This is a genomic window from Rhodococcus artemisiae, assembly GCF_036327795.1.
GTDB lineage: Bacteria > Actinomycetota > Actinomycetes > Mycobacteriales > Mycobacteriaceae > Rhodococcus > Rhodococcus artemisiae.
Window position 1 is genome coordinate 174,685 of record NZ_JAUTXY010000013.1, and the last position, 16,925, is coordinate 191,609.

The following is a 16,925-nucleotide window of genomic DNA, read 5'->3' on the forward strand; positions in this document are numbered from 1 at the left end:
GACACCACACCTGATCATGAATCCCGAATTTGTTCCGATTCCGGCGCTGTGAGGACTAGCGTCTACGCAATCGAACAAGTGGAGGGACAAGGTTCGTGGCACAGCACGAAGCTGCACACAAGCGCGAGGTCTGGTCGGGCCGGTCCGTGTTCATCATGGCCGCCATCGGCTCGGCTGTCGGCCTGGGAAATATCTGGCGATTCCCCTATATCGCGTACGAGAACGGCGGTGGGGCATTTCTCATCCCCTACCTGGTGGCTCTGCTCACCGCGGGTATTCCGCTGCTGTTCGTCGACTACGCGATGGGCCACAAGTTCCGAGGATCGCCGCCGCTGGCGTTCCGGCGACTCAGCCGTGGCAGTGAGTTCATCGGTTGGTGGCAGGTCCTGATCTGCTTCGTCATCGGTGTCTACTACGCGGTGATCATCGCGTGGGCCGCCTGCTACACCTTCTTCTCGGTGACCGAGGCGTGGGGCGACAGCCCCGAAGAATTCTTCATGGGCGACTTCCTCCACGTCGACGGTGAGTCGTCGTTCGGGATGAGTTTCGTTCCGGGAGTCGCGTGGCCGCTGTTGCTGGTCTGGGTGGCGACGCTGGTGGTTCTTGCGCTCGGCGTGCAGCGCGGCATCGGGAACGCGAACCGCATCTTCGTTCCGCTGCTCGTCGTGCTGTTCGGCGCGCTGGTTGTCCAGGCTCTGCTGCTCGACGGCGCATCCGTCGGCCTCGACGCGTTCTTCACCCCCAACTGGGAGGCCTTGACCGACACCGGCGTGTGGATCGCGGCCTACGCGCAGATCTTCTTCTCGCTGTCGGTCGCCTTCGGCATCATGATCACGTACTCGTCGTATCTGAAGCGCAAGACCAACCTGACCGGGTCCGGTCTGGTCGTGGGCTTCTCGAACTCGAGCTTCGAGGTGCTCGCCGGCATCGGCGTGTTCTCGGCGCTCGGATTCATGGCGCAGGCCCAGGGTGTCGCGGTCGACGAGGTCGTGGCCGGCGGCATCGGGCTCGCCTTCATCGCTTTCCCGACGATCGTGTCGCAGATGCCCGGCGGACCCATATTCGGTGTGCTGTTCTTCGGGTCGCTCGTGTTCGCCGGATTCACGTCACTGATCAGCATCCTCCAGGTGACGATCGCGGCGTTCCAAGACAAGACCGGCCTCGGCAAGGTGCCCGCGGTGCTGACGATCGGCGGGGCGTCGGCAATCGTGTCGCTGCTGTTGTTCCCCACCACGACCGGTCTGAACACGTTGGACGTCGTGGACAGATTCGCGAACCAGTTCGGGATCGTCGGCGTCGCATTCGTCGCCATCATCGTGATCGCGTGGATCCTGCGGCGTCTACCCGAGCTGCGTGACCACCTCAACTCGGTGTCGTCGTTCAAGGTGGGCCTGGGCTGGCAGATCTTCGTCGGGGTCATCACACCCGTCGTGCTCGGTTACATGCTCTTCAGTGAGATTCGCGACCGCATCGACGAGGGGTACGGGGGTCTGCCCGATGATCTCGTGACCGTCTTCGGATGGGGAGTGCAGGTCGCGGTGATAGTGCTGGCGGTCGCCATGTCGTTCGTGCCGTGGCGCCGCGGCATCGAGGACGAATTCGAACTGGACGAGAACCGTCCGGTACTCACCAAGACACAGCAGGGAGAGAACTCGTGAACACCTCGGCGATCGTGATGATGGTCCTCGCTTTGGCCACCCTGTGGGGCGGACTGATCGCGAGCGTGATTCACCTGCGAAACCACCCCGACGAAGTGGACTGATCTGCTCGGCACACAGTGTCGGTTGAGTAACACACGGGGCGGCGCTCTGGCCGGAGCGCCGCCCTTGTGCTTTCCTGGGTCTCAACAGTCTCAACCTTTACTTGAGGCTGAGTGTTTGAAGCAGTGTTGAAACGATGTGTCGAGACCGACGTGTCGAGACCTGATGCACAGGAGCACACATGACCCGCAGGACCACGCGCCCCCGGATGCGCCCCTTCGCCGCCGCGGCCACGTTGGCCGTCGCGGCCGGCCTCGCACTGCCCGCCGTCGCCACCGCACAACCGGCACCGGAACCACCTGTAGTCGACGCGCCCGCACCTGCCGATATCCCCACGCCCGCAGCCGACAGCGCAATTGCCACCGCGCTCGGCGTACTGCGCTCGACACCGGGCGCCGACCAGGCTGCGATTGCCGCGGCCGAGGCCATCGCCGGGGCGCGCGGCAGTGCCGTCGACGCGGCCGAAGGCACACCGCTCGCCGTCTACGACGAGGGGACCGAATTCCTGCGCAGGCTCGGCGTAGAGCCGTTCCTCTACCCCACCGGCGCGCCATTCTGCACTTCCGACGGCAACCTGCCCCTCGGAATCGCCCCTGCGCTGGCCGGCGCAGTACCCGGCCCGTGGCCGGGGCAGAGCATCGGAGAGTTCTCCCTCGACGTCGTGGACCCTGCACAGACTTTGTTCGCATTCGTGCCGATGGGCCTGGAGGACGACGCGAACGCCGACGGCATCCAGCTCGCGTGGCTCAACGTCAACACCCTCCAGGGCGGGCTTGTGCCCATGGGCACACTCGACGAAGCCTCGCGCGCGGCGATCCCCGACACGATCCCGGCACACATGCGACCGATGGTGGAGGCAGCGATCTCCAAGTTCCTCGCCGATACCGTTCCGTTCGGCGGCGTGCGTGTTGCGCCGGTCGACACCGGTGCGGGCACCGTCCTGGCCGCCGTGTTCGGCACGGTACAGAACGGCGAGTCGTCGTGCTTCTTCCTACCGACCGTCGGCATCGTCGACGTGCCCGCCTGACACCTCCCGGCTGCAGCGGGTGGGCTCAGCCCGCCCGCTGCAGCCGTTCGAGGCGATCGAAGACCAACCGCACCGCAGTGTCCATGTGAGCGAGAACGCCCTCGGCACTCTGCCGGCCATTGGCCCAGGCGACCAAGGTCGACATCCACACGTCCGCAACGATGCGCACCGCGTTGAGCACCTCTTCGGTGACGATCTCGATACCGGCCGACTTCGCGAACAGCTCGGTGAGCACCTGCCCGAGCCGATCCAGTTCGGGAGCCGACGACGCATCCGCGAACATCACGGCACGCACGAGCGCATCGTATTGCCTCGGATCCTGCTCCAACCTCGAGACGGACGCGCGCAAGACACCCATGATCCGCTCGTGCGGTGTGTCGCCGGGAAGATCCGCGCCGGAAAAATACTCGCCGACCTCTTCGAACTGGGTCACCATCGCCACCACGAGCAACTGGTTCTTCGACGGGAAGTACCGGTAGACCGTGCCGAGCGCGACACCCGACCGATCCGCGACAGCACGCATCTGCACGGCGTCGTAGCCACCCTCGGACGCGAGCTGCTTCGCAGAGTCGACGATCCTCAGATACCGCGCACGCTGCGCCGGCTTCAGCCCTGACCCCGGCGACTGGGCAACCGGACGTTTCCGTGCCTCGGCCCCCATGGCCGACTCTTCCGTCATCACGTCACCTTCCGCTAGTGCAGGTCCAGGATAGTGGAGCTGTCGCATCGACCGAGAAATACTAGACACCTGTCCGGAAACCCTTCCATCCAGAGGTAGAACGCGTTACATTTTCTGCGTCATCCGATGAGAAGGGGTCACTGTGCGCCACGGAATCACCCTGTTCACGAGCGATCGGGGAATCCGACCCGACGTCGCCGCGAAAGCCGCAGAAGAAGCGGGCTTCGACAGCTTCTACGTGCCCGAACACACACACATCCCGGTCCGGCGCGAATCCGCACACCCCGGAACCGGGAACGAGACCCTCCCCGACGACCGGTACATGCGCACCCTCGACCCGTGGGTCGCACTCGGCCTCGCCGCAGCCGTCACCTCCACCATCAGGCTGGGAACCTCGGTCGCCCTCCCCCTCGAACACGATCCCATCACGCTCGCGAAGACGATCGCCACGCTCGACCACCTCACCGGCGGTCGTGTCGTCCTCGGCGCCGGATTCGGTTGGAATGCAGAAGAACTCGCAGACCATGGCGTCCCGCCGAAGAAGAAGCGGACAGCGCTGCGCGAGTATGTCGAAGCCATGCAGTCGCTGTGGACCCAGGAAGAAGCGTCCTACGACGGCACGTTCGTATCGTTCGGGCCGAGCTGGGCGTGGCCCAAACCACTGCAGCAACCTCGCCCCCCGATCCTGCTCGGCGCCGGTGCCACCGACCGGAACTTCGAATGGATCGTCCGCTCGGGCGACGGCTGGATCACCACCCCCACCGAGCGCGACATCGTCGACAACGTGCGGCGCCTACACAAGATGTGGGCCGACGCGGGACGCACCGGCACACCCCAGGTGCTGGCGCTCGCCGGTCGCCCCGACCCGGACCAACTGGCCCAGTGGCGCGACGCCGGCGTCACCGAAGTGATCTTCGGACTCCCCGATCGCTCCGCGGACGAGGTCGTCTCGTACATCGGCCGTCTCGCCGGAAAGCTCGGCCTCGCTTCCTGACCCACCTGCACCAGAAATGGATCACTACATGAGCACCGACGTCCATCCCCTGCTCGCCGACCGGGTCATCACCTGGGATCACGAGGCCGACGTTGTCGTCGCCGGATACGGCATCGCGGGCGTGTCCGCGTCCATCGAAGCCGCCCGCAGCGGCGCCGAGGTCCTCGTCCTCGAGCGCACCGGCGGGTGGGGCGGAGCCGCGTCCCTGTCCGGCGGCATCGTCTACCTCGGCGGAGGCACCGGGCTGCAGAAGGCGCTCGGATTCGACGACTCCGCCGAGAACATGAAGGCCTTCATGCTCGCCGCACTCGGCCCGGGAGCCGATGAAGCGAAGATCTCGGAGTATTGCGACGGCAGCGTCGAACACTACAACTGGCTCGTGGACAACGGCGTCGTGTTCAAAGAGAGCTTCTGGGGCGAACCCGGTTGGGAGATCCCCGGCGACGACGGCCTCATGTTCTCCGGCGGCGAGAACTCGGCGCCCTTCAACGAGATAGCAACGCCCGCGCCGCGCGGTCACGTCCCGCAGATGACCGACAAGCGCACCGGGGAGAAAGGCGGCGGCTTCAAGCTCATGGAGCCGCTGTCGAAGGTGGCAGAAGAACTCGGTGTCCGAGCCGAATACGACGTACGCGTGCAGCGACTCATCATCGACGGCGACGGACGCGTCGTAGGCCTCGCTGCCAAGCAATACGGCAAGGACGTCCACGTCCGCGCTCGGCGCGGTGTCGTCTTGGCCACCGGCAGCTTCGCGTACAACAAAGACATGGTCGCCACCTATGCGCCGCAACTGAACGGCCGGCCCGCCGCTGCCATCGAGGAACATGACGGCCGCGCCATCCGTATGGCCCAGGCACTCGGCGCCGATCTCGCGCACATGGACGCGACCGAGGTCGCATTCTTCGGCGACCCGCAGTTGATGGCACGCGGAATACTCGTCAACGCCCGCGGCCAGCGCTACGTCCCCGAAGACACCTACCCGGGCCGCATCGGGCAGCAGACACTGCTCAAGAACGACAATCAGGCATACCTGATCATCGACGAGAGCGCATACGAAGAAGGATGCGCAACAGTCAGTTCCACTCCGTACTTCCGATTCCAGCCCAAATGGGTGGCGGAGAGCGTCGACGAACTCGAATCCGACATGGGCCTACCGGCCGGCACGCTGCAGTCCACCGTCGAGGTGTACAACCGGCACGCAGCCGACGGTTCCGACCCGGTGCTCGGCAAGAAGTCCGAATGGGTCAAACCGATCGGAACACCCGTCGCCGCACTGGATCTGCGCAACTGCACCGCCGGATTCACACTCGGTGGTCTGCGCACCACGGTCGATTCCGAGGTCCTGCATGTCTCGGGCGAGCCGATCCCCGGGCTCTACGCGGCGGGCCGCTGCACGTCGGGCGTGTGCGCCTGGGGCTATGCGAGCGGCACCTCGCTCGGCGACGGCAGCTTCTTCGGCCGACGCGCAGGAATCTCCGCCGCCAAGGGCTGACGCCCCCTTCCTGCACTTTCGGCCGAATGTCACCTTTGGCCACTCACATCGACCAAAGGTGACATTCGGCCATTCTGCAACGGTCAGAACACGGTGCCGAGGTCGCGGGCGACGATGTCGTCCGCGCCGTACTCGGCCAGCGCCGCGATCGTCATCGACGGATTACACGCTCCCGTCGACCCCGGGATCTTCGCACCATCCACGACGTACAGTCCCCGCTGGCCGAGAACACGGCCCGCGTCGTCACACACCGTGTCGAGCGGGGCTCCGCCCAACGGATGAAACGTGTTGATGTCCACGGCATTGACGTCGATCATGATCGCCGCCGGACCCACGATACGACGGATTCGTGATTCGATCGCACGCGTGAGCGCGCGGTCGTACGCCTGCTCCCAATTCAGTACCGCGTCGTCGCGTTCGGCGTCGTAGCTCCACCTGCCGAGTCCCTTCACCACTCCGAGCCCGATCACCGAGGTCGTGCCGATGTCCGCCGGGAACGGGACAGGTCCCGTGACGATCATCAGGGCACCCGCAGGGTCGGAATGGTCGCGCATGCCGACACACGCAGGCCCGCCTTGGAATGCTCCGGGACTCGCCAGGGGGGATGTCACCGAGAAGACCCTGTCGCCGTTGTTTCCCCAGCCTGTTCCCACCGCGTCGGGGAGATCCGTGATCAGACCCTTGCCGTGCGCCTTCATCAGCAGGCGGGTCGTCCCCGCCGACCCCGCTCCGAGGAACAGTGCGTCGGACACGATCCGCTTGCGCTCCAGCACGGTTCCGTCGGTGTGAATCCGGTCGACATGGGTGATCCACGTTCGATCCGGCCCGCGCTCGACGTCGTTGACCCGGTGGAGGACCATGACATCGACGTGACCCGTCGCCTCCGCTTCCGCGAGATAGGTGACGTCGACGGAGAACTTACCGCCGTTGTTGACCCCGTAGATGACATCACCGGTCGTGTACGACGGCTTCAGTTCGCCGGTGAGCTCGCGGCGCGCGAAGTCCCAATCGATCGACATCGGCACCCGGAAGGTCTCGTACCCTTCCGCGTCCGCGCTGTCGAGGAATGCGCGCGACGATCGGTACCGTTCGTGGCCGAGCACATCGTCCGGAATGGTCGCCGCCCGCAGCATCCGCTCGACACGGCGATAGTGGTCGGAATCGAGGCGGTCATAGTCGATCGACGTCGACACCGACCGGGCAAAACGTTCGCCATCCGGCTGCAATGTCATGCCGTGGTAGGCAAGGGAACTACCACCCACCCCTGCTCCGCACAGGATGTCCATCCCGTCGCCGGGAACGCGTTCGATGAGTCCGGTGAACGACTCCGTCGGGACCGGCGGTGTCCCCGGCATGACCGGTATCGGCGACAACCAGGACACTCGACGATCGGGTTGGAGCATATGCGGGAACGTCTCGGCATTCGGCCCGGTCGGCCACCGGATGCCACGTTCCAATACGACGGTCTGAACGCCCGCGCGCCCGAGGTGCATCGCAGTGATCGCACCACCGAACCCGCTTCCGATGACGACAGCGCGGTGGCGTTCCTCGGTGACCGCGGCGCGAGCGCGCGGAACCGCGGACAAGGTCATACCCACCGCCGCGACTGCGGCACCGCCCAGAAAAGCCCTGCGAGACAGCGCAGTACTCAAGGTCTCCCCTTCGGTCAGAACCTCGGATGTCAGAGCACCGTGAGTGGCAGCGGAATTCCCCGGTCTGCGAAGACGAACTCCGCGCCCGAGCTGAATCTGGTGATCTGCACGTCCTTGGACTCACGCGCCGGTGTGTCCTCTCGGATCACGTCGACAACCAATGCGTCCGGTGACTCCGCCACCAGCCGCGTCGAGAAATGCGGGTCGACCCCGCGGACGAGCGCATCGAGTGGCCCGAGGTGGTCGGCGTCGATGAAAGTCGTCCACCCGCCGTCGATGTCCACGCCCGAGCCACGGCCGATGCGCAGCCGGAGGTGATCATCGCGGTTCTCGATCGTGCGCCCGACGTACTGATACGGCGCGAGGACGGGGTGGATGCCGAGGATTGTCGCCAGGTCGTCGAACGTGCCGGACAGGCCGAGCGCGTTGCGGAGCCGTTCCGACGTCAGCCCGGCGATACCGGTGAGTTGCTTCCGGAGAAGCGTGGATGCCGACGCCTCGTCGGTGCGCTTGCGCACACCGATCAGGAACCCGAGGGTGAGCATGTGCTGTTGGAGGCACACCTCCTCAGCAATCCGGACGAGCGCCGAATGCGAGAAGTCGCCGAAACGCACGTCCGAGAGCAACGGTCCCGAGTAATCGTCGCGTCCACCACCGCCAGGAACGATCGGACTCAGCTCGACTGTCCTCGCCGCGGTTCGCCCCAGCGCTTCGGTGTGAGGCTCGACGGCAGGCGGAACATATGCCGGGTCGATCGTCACCGTCCACGCGCAGTGCGGGTGCCGGTCCTCGGGACGTCGCGGCGGGCGGTGGATGGGTCGCACCTGTGTATGCGGATTCGTCGCGAGCGCGGTGGCGTCGAAGGTCGGGTCTTCGATGTCGTGGCACATCGCGGTCACGTACTCGTCTCCGAGCGGTTCGACGTCCATGAGCGCGCCGCAGTGGTCGAGCCAGAACTCGCCGTGATCGCGGTCGTCGACGCGGAACCGGAAGTCCATGAACTGCGGTGGCGCACCGATGTCGAGTTGCAGGCCCTTGAAGATCGTCACGACATCGTCGCCCTCGTACTTCAGCGCCCGCTGCATGCGCCGGGTGTACCAGGGCGAGGATGCCTGCCATTCTTCGATCGCGATGGCCGCCATTCCCCCCCGGCCGAACGCAGAGATCAGATGGGCCATGCCGGAGCGGTCGATCAATTGCCCGCACAGCAACAGTTCCGGGACGAGAATCGCGAGATCCTCCCGCGACAACGCCTCGAACGAGGCACCGGTCCGCACCGTGGTCACCACAGGGACACCGGTGCCTGGCCCGCGGGGTACCAGCCGGGAAGACGCTTACCGGACGTGGAACGCTCGATACGTTTGTTCATGCCATCGGACAGCGCCCCGTCGGTGATCATCTCGAGGAACAGGTGCGACACGTTCCCGAAATCGAAGAAATCGCGCTGCCACGACCATTGGAAATTCCCGCCGTAGCGGAACCAGCTGCCACCGATGCCGTGCACCGAGTAGTGCTCGCCGTTGTCGCGCTTCGCGTCGGCGATCTGCTTCCACATACCGATCACGTCGCCGGTACGGTCGTCGACGATCAGCTGCTGGTAGGGGTACTCCCACCCTTCCAGACCGCGCATCTCCTGGCCCAGCGCGAGCTCGCGGATCTCGTCGCGGCCGACAGCCATGAAATCGTCCTTGGGACCGTAGTTCCACCCGTAGGTGGCATCCTCGGTGTACATCTCGGCCAGGGGTTTCCAATCACCCACCTCCTCGGCCCGCTTGTTGGCGTCGATCCAGCGGGTAATCATCTCGTCGAGCTCAGCACGGTCGAACGTGGACATGGCGTCTCCTGAGGTCAGTCTTGAATCAGTCGCAATGCTCGGGTGGGGCAATAGCGGACGGCGGCTTCGACGTCGTCGCGCAGGTCTTCGGGGATCTCGTCGACGAGAACCTCCACGGTGCCGTGTTTGGGGACTCGGAACACGCCGGGTGCTTCCATCTCGCACATGGCGTGTCCCTGGCACAGGTCGAGATCTACTTCGATCTTCACCGGGACCTCGCCAGGATGCCCCGCCGTTCACGGCGGGCAGGAATGGCGTTCGACATGTCGGACCCTTCTGTTGTCATGGGCAGATGAGGACCGCGTACAAGGTCCGGGCCTACCCGGACCCCGAACAGTCGGCGCTGCTGCGCCGCACGTTCGGCTGCGTGCGCGTGGTGTGGAACAAGACCCTCGCCGACCGGCAACGCCGGTACACCACCGAGCAGAAATCGACCTCGTACAAGGACACCGACGCCGCACTGTCCGAGTGGAAGAAAACCGAGGAGCTCGCGTTCCTCGGCGAGGTGTCCTCGGTGCCGCTGCAGCAGACGCTGCGCCACCAGCACACCGCGTTCCAGTCGTTCTTCAAGGGCATCGCCGAGTACCCACGGTTCAAGAACCGGCATTCTCGCCAGTCCGCGCATTACGCCCGCTCGGCGTTCCGCATCAAACCGGACGGGCTGTGGCTGGCGAAGACCACCGCGCCGATGAAGGTGGCGTGGTCCTGGCCCGGCATCGACCTTGCCAGGCTCGACCCGACGATGGTGGTCGTCTCCCGCGAGGCGGACGGGCGGTGGTTCGTGACGTTCGCCGTCGACACGACCGATCCCGCTCCGTTGCCGGATACGGGCGAGTCGGTCGGTGTGGACCTCGGGATCAAGGACTTCGCGGTCCTCTCGACCGGGGAGAAGATCGGGAATCCGAGGCACATGGCCCGGCACGAACGTGGCCTGCGCCGCCACCAGAGGCGCCTGGCGCGGATGCAGAAGGGCTCGAACAACCGCGCCAAGCAACGTTCGAGGGTGGCACGCACGCACTCCCGTGTCCGCGATGCCCGCCGTGACTTCCTCCACAAGACCAGCACGGATCTCGTGGCACGGTTCGACACCATCGCCGTCGAAGACCTCGCCCCGCGCAACATGGTCCGCAACCGTCGGTTGGCGAAGTCGATCAGCGAATGCGGGTGGGGTGAGTTCCGGTCGATGCTCGAGTACAAGTCCGAGCGGGCCGGACGCCGGTTCGTGGTGATCGACCGCTGGTGTCCCAGCTCGAAGACGTGCAGTGCGTGCGGGCATCTGCTCGCCGTGCTGTCCCTCGGGACACGGCACTGGTCGTGCCCCGACTGCGGTACCCGGCACGACCGGGACGTCAATGCCGCGCAGAACATCCTTGTCGCCGCCGGGCTGGCGGAGACACCAAACGCCTGCGGAGGCGATGTCAGACGGCACGGGTCCTCCCGTCCGCACTCGCCGGTGAAACAGGAACTCTCGGATGTGAGTCCGAGAGTCCCCGTCCTTCAGGGCGGGGAGTAGTCAAGACTACTCCGTTTCCCGGGTGCGGCGCCGATACCGCACCGTGCACGGCTGCGCGAGCTGCACCACCATCTTCGAGTGATCATTCCGGTAGGTGTCGGCAGGCTGACCGAGTTCGAATTCGAAGTCGCGCAGCAGGATCGAGAAGATCGCCTTGAGTTGCATCAATGCGAACGCAGCCCCGACGCATCGGTGCCTGCCTGCTCCGAAGGGAATCCACGTCCACCGGTTGACGATGTCTTCCTGATTCGGGTCGATGTAGCGGCCCGGGTCGAACACATCGGGATTCGGGAAGTCCTCGGCGATACGGTTGGAGATCGCCGGGGTCGCGCCGACGAGATCGCCTTCGGCGATGCGGTAGCCGGCCACCTCGAAGTCGCCGCGTGCAACCCGCAGCAGCAGAATCAGCGGCGGATGCATCCGCAGCGTCTCCTTGAGTACTGCCTCGAGATTCGGAATCTGCCGCAGTGCATGGAAACTCACGTCCGCGCCATCCGAGTAGATCGCGTCGAGTTCGTCGGTCACCTGCTGCATGCTCTGCGGTGTGCGCAACAGTTCGATCAATGCCCACGCCGCAGTCCCGGAGGTGGTGTGGTGTCCGGCGAACATCATGGAGATGAAGATGCCGGTGATCTCGTCCGCGCTGAACCGCTCGGTGCCGTCCTCGTTCTTGATGGACACGAGCACGTCGAGCAGGTCGCGGTCCTCCTTGCCCTGCGGCGGATGCGCGATCCGGCCGTTCATGATGCCCTGCACCAGGTCGACGAGTCCACGGCGGGCCTCGTCGCGACGGCGGAAGCTTTCGATCGGTGCGTAGGGGTCGACGAAAGCGAGTGCGTCGGTGCCCTTCTCGAGGTCGTGGTAGAGGTGCGAGAAGCGATCGTCGAGCTCGTCGCGGAACTTCTTGCCGATCAGGCACGCCGACGACGTGTAGATCGTCAGCTCGGCGAAGAATTCGAGGAGGTCGATCTCGCCTTCCTCTCCCCACCCCGCGACCATGTCTTGGACCTCGCGGTCGATGGTCGCCGCATGCCCCCGCATCTGTTCGCCCCGCAATGCCGTGTTGTGCAGCATCTCCTTGCGTCGCTCAGGACTCGCATCGAACACGACACCTTCCCCGAACACGGGCGTCATGAACGGGTAGGCAGCCTGCTGGTCCAGTTCTTCGTCGGACGACCGGAAGAAGAACTCGTTGGCCTCGGCCCCCGAGAGCAGCACGACCGTCTTGTCGGCGAGCTGGAAGATGCCGACGTCGCCGCATTCGTCGCGGACGCGGTTCATCAGGGCAATGGGATCGGTGCGCAGTTCTTCGAGGTGTCCGTGCTCATGTTCACCGCCGGAGACTCGGGGCGGTGCGACGGCCGCGCGTGGTGCCCCGCTGTTCGATGTCCCAGTGGTCACTTGTCTTCCTTCCGCAGGGGCGCTTCGGGCTGCACCTCGACGAGCACGATGTGGGCGCCGCGGGGTACCGACACCACGGTCGCTGCCGCGGCGGCGATATCCGACGCGCGGAGAAAATACGGGTGCCGAGCGAAACCCCAGCGCTCCCAATCAGCGAGAAGCGGGCCCACGACCTCGGCCGGTGACGTCATTCCGGCGCCGGTCTGGGTGGGACCGGGCCGGACGGTGGACGCACGCACCCCGGTCCCTTCGAGTTCCATCCGCAGTTGGACGACGAGGGCTTCGAGACCGGTCTTCGCCGCCACATACGCGCCCATCCGCGGACGAGGAACGTCGGCGCAGTCCGATCCGATCACGACGAAGTCGCCGCGCTTGCGTTCGATCATTCCCGGAAGGACACGCCGCGCGAGGCGTTGCGTGCCATTCAGATGCACGTTCACCTGGAACTCGAACCGTTCCGCGTCCATCTCGTGGACGAGTGAGAAATCCATGTCACCGGCGCCGGAGACGACGATCTCGGTGGCACCGAGCGCGTCCTCCGATGCCTCGACGAACGCATCGACGGAGTCGGTGGACGACACGTCGAGGTAGTGGGCGAAGGCCTCACCGCCTTCGGCACGGATCTTCTCGGCGATCGCCTCGCACTCCTCGACACGGCGGGCGCCGAGCGCGACGGGATGACCGAGTTCGGCGAGTGCGTATGCGGTGGCCGTCCCGATTCCCGACGACGCACCGCTGACGAGCGCGGGCCGGCGCTCGGGGTGTGGCTCGAATCTAGGCATGTCGCTCCGTCACTTTCATGGGGAGGGCGGCGAAGCCGCGCACATTGGTGGAGTGGACCCGCTCGGTGCGGTCGAAGTCGATCTCGTAGTCGGCGACCCGACGGGCGAACTGTTCGAGGGCGATGTCGGCTTCGAGTCGCGCGAGGTGGGCGCCGAGACAGAAATGCACTCCCGCACCGAAACTCGCGAGTTTGCCAGCGGTGTCGCGACCGAGACGAAATTCGTCGGCGTCGTCGAACACCTCGGAGTCGCGGTTGGCGGATCCGATGAGCAACAGCACCTTGTCGCCGGAGCGGATGGTGGCGCCGTGCAGGTCGATGTCCGCGGCGGCCGTGCGCGCGACGAGTTGGCTCGATGTGTCGTACCGGAGGGTTTCCTCGACCCACTCGGGTGCGCGTTCCGGATCCGACAGTACCTGCGACACTTCGCTCTTGTTCTTCGCGCCCCAGTAGAGCGCGTTTCCGAGAAGTTTGGTGGTGGTCTCGTTTCCGGCCACCACCATCAGGAACATGAACCCGATGATTTCGTCGTCGTCGAGTCGGTCGCCGTCGATCTCGGCGTCGAGCAGCGCGGAGGTGAGGTCGGCGGTCGGCGACTTCCGGCGCTCTGCGATCATGTCGGCGTAGTAGCCCACGAGGTGCAGCGATGCTTCCATCGCCGAGACCGGGACGTCGAGCACACCCTCGTCGCGGTGCACGACGAGATCCGCGAGTCGTCGGATCTCGGCGCGATCGGCCTCGGGAACTCCCATGAGCTCGGAGATCACGTCCATCGGCAACCTGGCTGCGAAGTCGGTGATCCAATCCAATTCTCCTCCGGCGAGGGCTGGTTCGAGGTGCCCGAGGGTGAGTTCGAGAGTCCGCTCCTGCAGTTCCGCAACCCGCCGCGGGGTGAAACCCTTCGACACGAGTTGTCGCATGCGCATATGCCTCGGGTCGTCCATCGCGAGGAACGACATCACCTTGTGGGCATTGCGCCCGTATGCGGCGGGATCGAGCGAGACGCCGTTCGCGCTGGACAGCCGCGCGTTGTCGCGGAAACCGGCGACGACGTCGGCGTGACGCGACAGCGCCCAGAAGTTCAGGTCGGGGTTGTAGTAGAGCGGTGCCTCCTCACGCAGTCGACGATAGGTCGGGTAGGGATCCTCGTGGAAGGCGTAGTCGTAGGGATCGAACGTGGGTGGGTCGATCGATACGGACTCCGGGGGAGCCTGGATCATGGATCACTCCAATAACAGTCGGGCCGAGATTTCCAGCCTGTCGGCGAGCTTTTCGTATGTTCCGTAACCCATTCCCGCGCGCACGAGCGCACCGGCGTAGAGCAGTTCGAGCGCCTCGAGCTCGTCGGGGTCGGGCGAGTCTCCGAGCGCGGCGGACAGCCTTTCGCGGATGTCGAGACCGATCCGTGCACGCAGATGCTCGACGTCGGGGTCGCGGCCGAGCAGCGCACTCGTGACCGCGGCGGCAAGCTCCGGTTCGTCGGCCATGAGCAACGCAACGCCCCGCAGCACCGCCACGACGCGGTCGGCCCGATCCGCCTGGTCGGAGTCTTCGACCGGCGCAGCGGCGAGTCGGCGCCAGAAGACCTCCGCAACAAGGTGTTCCTTGGAGGAGAAGTAGGTGTACGCGGTCGCGGGAGCGACGCCGGCGCGAGCCGCGACGATGCGCACGGTCAGACCTGCGAATCCCTCTTCACCCAACACCTCGACAGCGGCCTGTGTAAGCCGTTGCACGGTGTCGGCCTGGCGTTCGGTGAGCCGACGTCGGGTGGATTCGAGATTCATATTTCTGGACACGTGTCTGGACATTACTACGGTAACCATCGTCCGGCAATGGTCGTCGACCTGCGCACGCATGAATTCACCCCTGGCGCGGGTAGATCCGCACCGGCATGGCCTTGATTCCGTTGATGAAGTTCGATCGCAGACGCCGCACAGGCCCGGCCGGTTCGATCCGGTCGAGCCGCGTCGCCAGAGTCTCGAACATGATCTTCAACTCGAGACGCGCAAGGTGCGCACCGAGACAGAAGTGCACCCCGGTACCGCCGAATGCCACGTGCGGGTTGTCACTGCGTGCGATGTCGAAGACGTGGGGGTCGTCGAACACGGCGGCGTCGCGGTTGGCGCTCGGGTAGTAGACCACCACCTTGTCACCCCGAGCGACCTCCTGGTCCCCGATCGCGGCCGGGCAGGTGGGCGTGCGGCGGAACCCGATGACGGGACTGACCCAGCGCAGCACCTCCTCCACCGCGCTCGGCAGGAGTCCGGGCTCGCCCTGGAGCCGTCGCCACTGATCGGGGTGGCCCATGAAGGCCTGCATCCCGCCGGAGATCGCGTTGCGAGTAGTCTCGTTCCCCGCGATCACCAGGAGCACGAAGAACATGTCGAACTCCATCTCGGTGAGCGTGTCGCCGTGCTCGTCCGGGGTGACGAGCTTGGTGACGATGTCGTCACGGGGCTCGACGCGTCGTCGTGCTGCGATCTCGTTGGCATACAGAAAGACCTCTGCCGCTGCGAGTTCGCCGTCCTCCCGAGTACTGCCGTACTCCGGGTCGTCCCAGCCGATCATCCTGTTCGACCAGTCGTAGAGCTTGCCGACATCCTCGGCCGGCGCACCGAGCAGCGCAGCGATCACCTCGAGCGGCAACGGCGCAGCCGCGACCGGAACGAAGTCGACGACCTGCCCGTCGCGACCCGCGTCGATCAGGTCGTCGACCACGCGCGTACAGATGTCGCGAATATGACCTTCGAGCTGCTTGATCACGCGCGGGGTGAACCCTCGGCTGACGAGCTGACGTAGTCGGGTGTGGTCGGGTGGATCGAGATTGAGAAGCATGGAGGCCTGTTTGAGTCGGGTCTCCTCGTCGAACTCGTCGATCTGCGTGGACCCCATCGCGGCCGAGAACGTGGCGTCGCGCGAAACGCCGATGACGTCGGCGTGGCGGGTCACTGCCCAGTAACCGGGCCCGTCATCCTCAGGCTGCCAGTACACCGGGCATTGCCGGCGGAGGTCGTCGAAGAAATCGTGCGGTACTCCCTCGGTGTAGAGGTCGGGATTCTTCAGGTCGATGCGGGATGTAGTCATGCCTGCGCCTAACGATTGGTGGGCTCACGAGTCGGTGGCAAATGACGCTCGCCTATAAACTACATATCTTCGTTTGTAATGGAAGCCCCTTAGAATGAAATCATGGCACGTGACAACTCCCGCCCCATCAGACGACGAACCCTCACGCGAGACAAGGTGATCGACGCCGCGATCGACGCCGTCGACGAGGCAGGATGGGAACAGCTCTCGATGAGCACCCTGTCGGGCCGCCTCGGAATCGTCGCCGCCTCCCTGTACAACCACGTACGCGGCCTCGACGACGTCCGGGCCGCAGTCCAGGCGCGCGCCATGACAGACCTGGGGATACACCTGCGCGAAGTGGCGATGGGGCGTAGCGGCAGGGACGGCCTCCGTGCGTTGATCGATGCCCACCGCTCCTGGGCCACGACACACCCGCGCCGCTACCAGGCGTTGACCACCGCGCCGGTCGACCGGGACAGCCTGATCACGGCAGGCCTCGATGCGAATGCCGCCCTGGGGTCGATGTTGACCTCGTGCGGAGTGCCCGAAGAGCGAGCACTCGAGATCACGATCGGCATGTTCTCGGCACTACACGGTTTCGCCATTCTCGAGAACAGCGGGTTCCTCGGCAACGAGATCGATCTCGACCGCATCTACGAATCCGTTGTCCAGGGCGCGCTGTCCCACCTGCCCACACCGTCCGGAGCCGACGTAAACTGATTACAG

General features: G+C 65.3%; 17 protein-coding genes. 7 read left to right on the forward strand and 10 right to left on the reverse strand.

Annotated features, from left to right (window positions below; translation table 11 throughout):
* The first annotated feature begins 95 nt into the window (after positions 1-95).
* The 3 genes from Q7514_RS24060 (at position 96) to Q7514_RS24070 (ending at position 2,787) form a co-directional block, all read left to right on the forward strand.
* Positions 96-1,658, forward strand: coding sequence for a sodium-dependent transporter (locus Q7514_RS24060; RefSeq protein WP_330135776.1), 1,563 nt, complete (start codon positions 96-98; stop codon positions 1,656-1,658).
* The gene (locus tag Q7514_RS24065; RefSeq protein WP_330135777.1) at positions 1,655-1,762 is read left to right on the forward strand and encodes a methionine/alanine import family NSS transporter small subunit; all 108 of its coding nucleotides are present in this window, start codon (positions 1,655-1,657) and stop codon (positions 1,760-1,762) included. The genes Q7514_RS24060 and Q7514_RS24065 overlap by 4 nt, the downstream gene beginning before the upstream one ends.
* A gap of 179 nt (positions 1,763-1,941) precedes the next feature.
* The gene (locus Q7514_RS24070; RefSeq protein WP_330135778.1) at positions 1,942-2,787 is read left to right on the forward strand and encodes a hypothetical protein; all 846 of its coding nucleotides are present in this window, start codon (positions 1,942-1,944) and stop codon (positions 2,785-2,787) included.
* A 25-nt stretch (positions 2,788-2,812) separates the two neighbouring features.
* On the opposite strand, the gene Q7514_RS24075 is transcribed toward Q7514_RS24070, so the two are convergent.
* Positions 2,813-3,466 (reverse strand): TetR family transcriptional regulator, encoded by a 654-nt coding sequence (locus Q7514_RS24075; protein ID WP_330135779.1) that lies wholly within the window; start codon positions 3,464-3,466, stop codon positions 2,813-2,815.
* 142 nt (positions 3,467-3,608) lie between these two features.
* Here Q7514_RS24075 and Q7514_RS24080 point away from each other — a divergent pair, with 142 nt between their 5' ends.
* Positions 3,609-4,460, forward strand: a complete 852-nt coding sequence (locus tag Q7514_RS24080; protein ID WP_330135780.1) for an LLM class F420-dependent oxidoreductase — start codon at positions 3,609-3,611, stop codon at positions 4,458-4,460.
* A gap of 28 nt (positions 4,461-4,488) precedes the next feature.
* Positions 4,489-5,952: an FAD-dependent oxidoreductase gene (locus tag Q7514_RS24085; RefSeq protein ID WP_330135781.1), complete on the forward strand. Its 1,464-nt coding sequence runs from the start codon at positions 4,489-4,491 to the stop codon at positions 5,950-5,952.
* 83 nt (positions 5,953-6,035) lie between these two features.
* Here Q7514_RS24085 and Q7514_RS24090 read toward each other — a convergent pair whose 3' ends face one another.
* The 4 genes from Q7514_RS24090 to Q7514_RS24105 all read right to left on the reverse strand — a co-directional run bounded on the left by Q7514_RS24090 (position 6,036) and on the right by Q7514_RS24105 (position 9,647).
* Positions 6,036-7,544, reverse strand: coding sequence for a GMC oxidoreductase (locus Q7514_RS24090; protein WP_408016174.1), 1,509 nt, complete (start codon positions 7,542-7,544; stop codon positions 6,036-6,038).
* A gap of 89 nt (positions 7,545-7,633) precedes the next feature.
* Positions 7,634-8,893 (reverse strand): hypothetical protein, encoded by a 1,260-nt coding sequence (locus tag Q7514_RS24095; RefSeq protein WP_330135783.1) that lies wholly within the window; start codon positions 8,891-8,893, stop codon positions 7,634-7,636.
* Positions 8,887-9,438, reverse strand: a complete 552-nt coding sequence (locus tag Q7514_RS24100; RefSeq protein ID WP_330135784.1) for a nuclear transport factor 2 family protein — start codon at positions 9,436-9,438, stop codon at positions 8,887-8,889. Before Q7514_RS24100 ends, Q7514_RS24095 begins: the two co-directional genes overlap by 7 nt.
* Positions 9,439-9,452: 14 nt before the next feature.
* Entirely contained in the window at positions 9,453-9,647 is a 195-nt protein-coding gene (locus Q7514_RS24105) for a ferredoxin (RefSeq protein ID WP_330135785.1), read from the reverse strand.
* A gap of 83 nt (positions 9,648-9,730) precedes the next feature.
* Between Q7514_RS24105 and Q7514_RS24110 the strand changes: the two genes are divergently transcribed.
* Complete coding sequence (locus Q7514_RS24110; RefSeq protein ID WP_330135786.1) at positions 9,731-10,951, forward strand: RNA-guided endonuclease InsQ/TnpB family protein; 1,221 nt, start codon at positions 9,731-9,733, stop codon at positions 10,949-10,951.
* Between the two features lie 6 nt (positions 10,952-10,957).
* On the opposite strand, the gene Q7514_RS24115 is transcribed toward Q7514_RS24110, so the two are convergent.
* The 5 genes from Q7514_RS24115 to Q7514_RS24135 form a co-directional block, all read right to left on the reverse strand.
* Entirely contained in the window at positions 10,958-12,352 is a 1,395-nt protein-coding gene (locus Q7514_RS24115) for a cytochrome P450 (protein ID WP_330135787.1), read from the reverse strand.
* The gene (locus Q7514_RS24120) at positions 12,349-13,134 is read right to left on the reverse strand and encodes an SDR family oxidoreductase (protein WP_330135788.1); all 786 of its coding nucleotides are present in this window, start codon (positions 13,132-13,134) and stop codon (positions 12,349-12,351) included. Before Q7514_RS24120 ends, Q7514_RS24115 begins: the two co-directional genes overlap by 4 nt.
* Entirely contained in the window at positions 13,127-14,353 is a 1,227-nt protein-coding gene (locus Q7514_RS24125; RefSeq protein ID WP_330135789.1) for a cytochrome P450, read from the reverse strand. Before Q7514_RS24125 ends, Q7514_RS24120 begins: the two co-directional genes overlap by 8 nt.
* 3 nt (positions 14,354-14,356) lie before the next feature.
* Entirely contained in the window at positions 14,357-14,917 is a 561-nt protein-coding gene (locus Q7514_RS24130) for a TetR/AcrR family transcriptional regulator (RefSeq protein ID WP_330135837.1), read from the reverse strand.
* Positions 14,918-14,993: 76 nt separating this feature from the next.
* The gene (locus Q7514_RS24135) at positions 14,994-16,217 is read right to left on the reverse strand and encodes a cytochrome P450 (protein WP_330135790.1); all 1,224 of its coding nucleotides are present in this window, start codon (positions 16,215-16,217) and stop codon (positions 14,994-14,996) included.
* 102 nt (positions 16,218-16,319) lie between these two features.
* Between Q7514_RS24135 and Q7514_RS24140 the strand changes: the two genes are divergently transcribed.
* Complete coding sequence (locus tag Q7514_RS24140; RefSeq protein WP_330135791.1) at positions 16,320-16,919, forward strand: TetR/AcrR family transcriptional regulator; 600 nt, start codon at positions 16,320-16,322, stop codon at positions 16,917-16,919.
* Positions 16,920-16,925: the final 6 nt, after the last annotated feature.

Bases quoted from the DNA above. Each gene is read 5' to 3' on its own strand.
- Q7514_RS24125 (WP_330135789.1), bottom strand. From the start codon at position 14,353: ATGATCCAGGCTCCCCCGGAGTCCGTATCGATCGACCCACCCACGTTC.
- Q7514_RS24075 (WP_330135779.1), bottom strand. From the start codon at position 3,466: ATGACGGAAGAGTCGGCCATGGGGGCCGAGGCACGGAAACGTCCGGTT.
- Q7514_RS24070 (WP_330135778.1), top strand. From the start codon at position 1,942: ATGACCCGCAGGACCACGCGCCCCCGGATGCGCCCCTTCGCCGCCGCG.
- Q7514_RS24100 (WP_330135784.1), bottom strand. From the start codon at position 9,438: ATGTCCACGTTCGACCGTGCTGAGCTCGACGAGATGATTACCCGCTGG.
- Q7514_RS24130 (WP_330135837.1), bottom strand. From the start codon at position 14,917: ATGAATCTCGAATCCACCCGACGTCGGCTCACCGAACGCCAGGCCGAC.
- Q7514_RS24135 (WP_330135790.1), bottom strand. From the start codon at position 16,217: ATGACTACATCCCGCATCGACCTGAAGAATCCCGACCTCTACACCGAG.
- Q7514_RS24140 (WP_330135791.1), top strand. From the start codon at position 16,320: ATGGCACGTGACAACTCCCGCCCCATCAGACGACGAACCCTCACGCGA.
- Q7514_RS24085 (WP_330135781.1), top strand. From the start codon at position 4,489: ATGAGCACCGACGTCCATCCCCTGCTCGCCGACCGGGTCATCACCTGG.
- Q7514_RS24110 (WP_330135786.1), top strand. From the start codon at position 9,731: ATGAGGACCGCGTACAAGGTCCGGGCCTACCCGGACCCCGAACAGTCG.
- Q7514_RS24120 (WP_330135788.1), bottom strand. From the start codon at position 13,134: ATGCCTAGATTCGAGCCACACCCCGAGCGCCGGCCCGCGCTCGTCAGC.
- Q7514_RS24090 (WP_408016174.1), bottom strand. From the start codon at position 7,544: ATGACCTTGTCCGCGGTTCCGCGCGCTCGCGCCGCGGTCACCGAGGAA.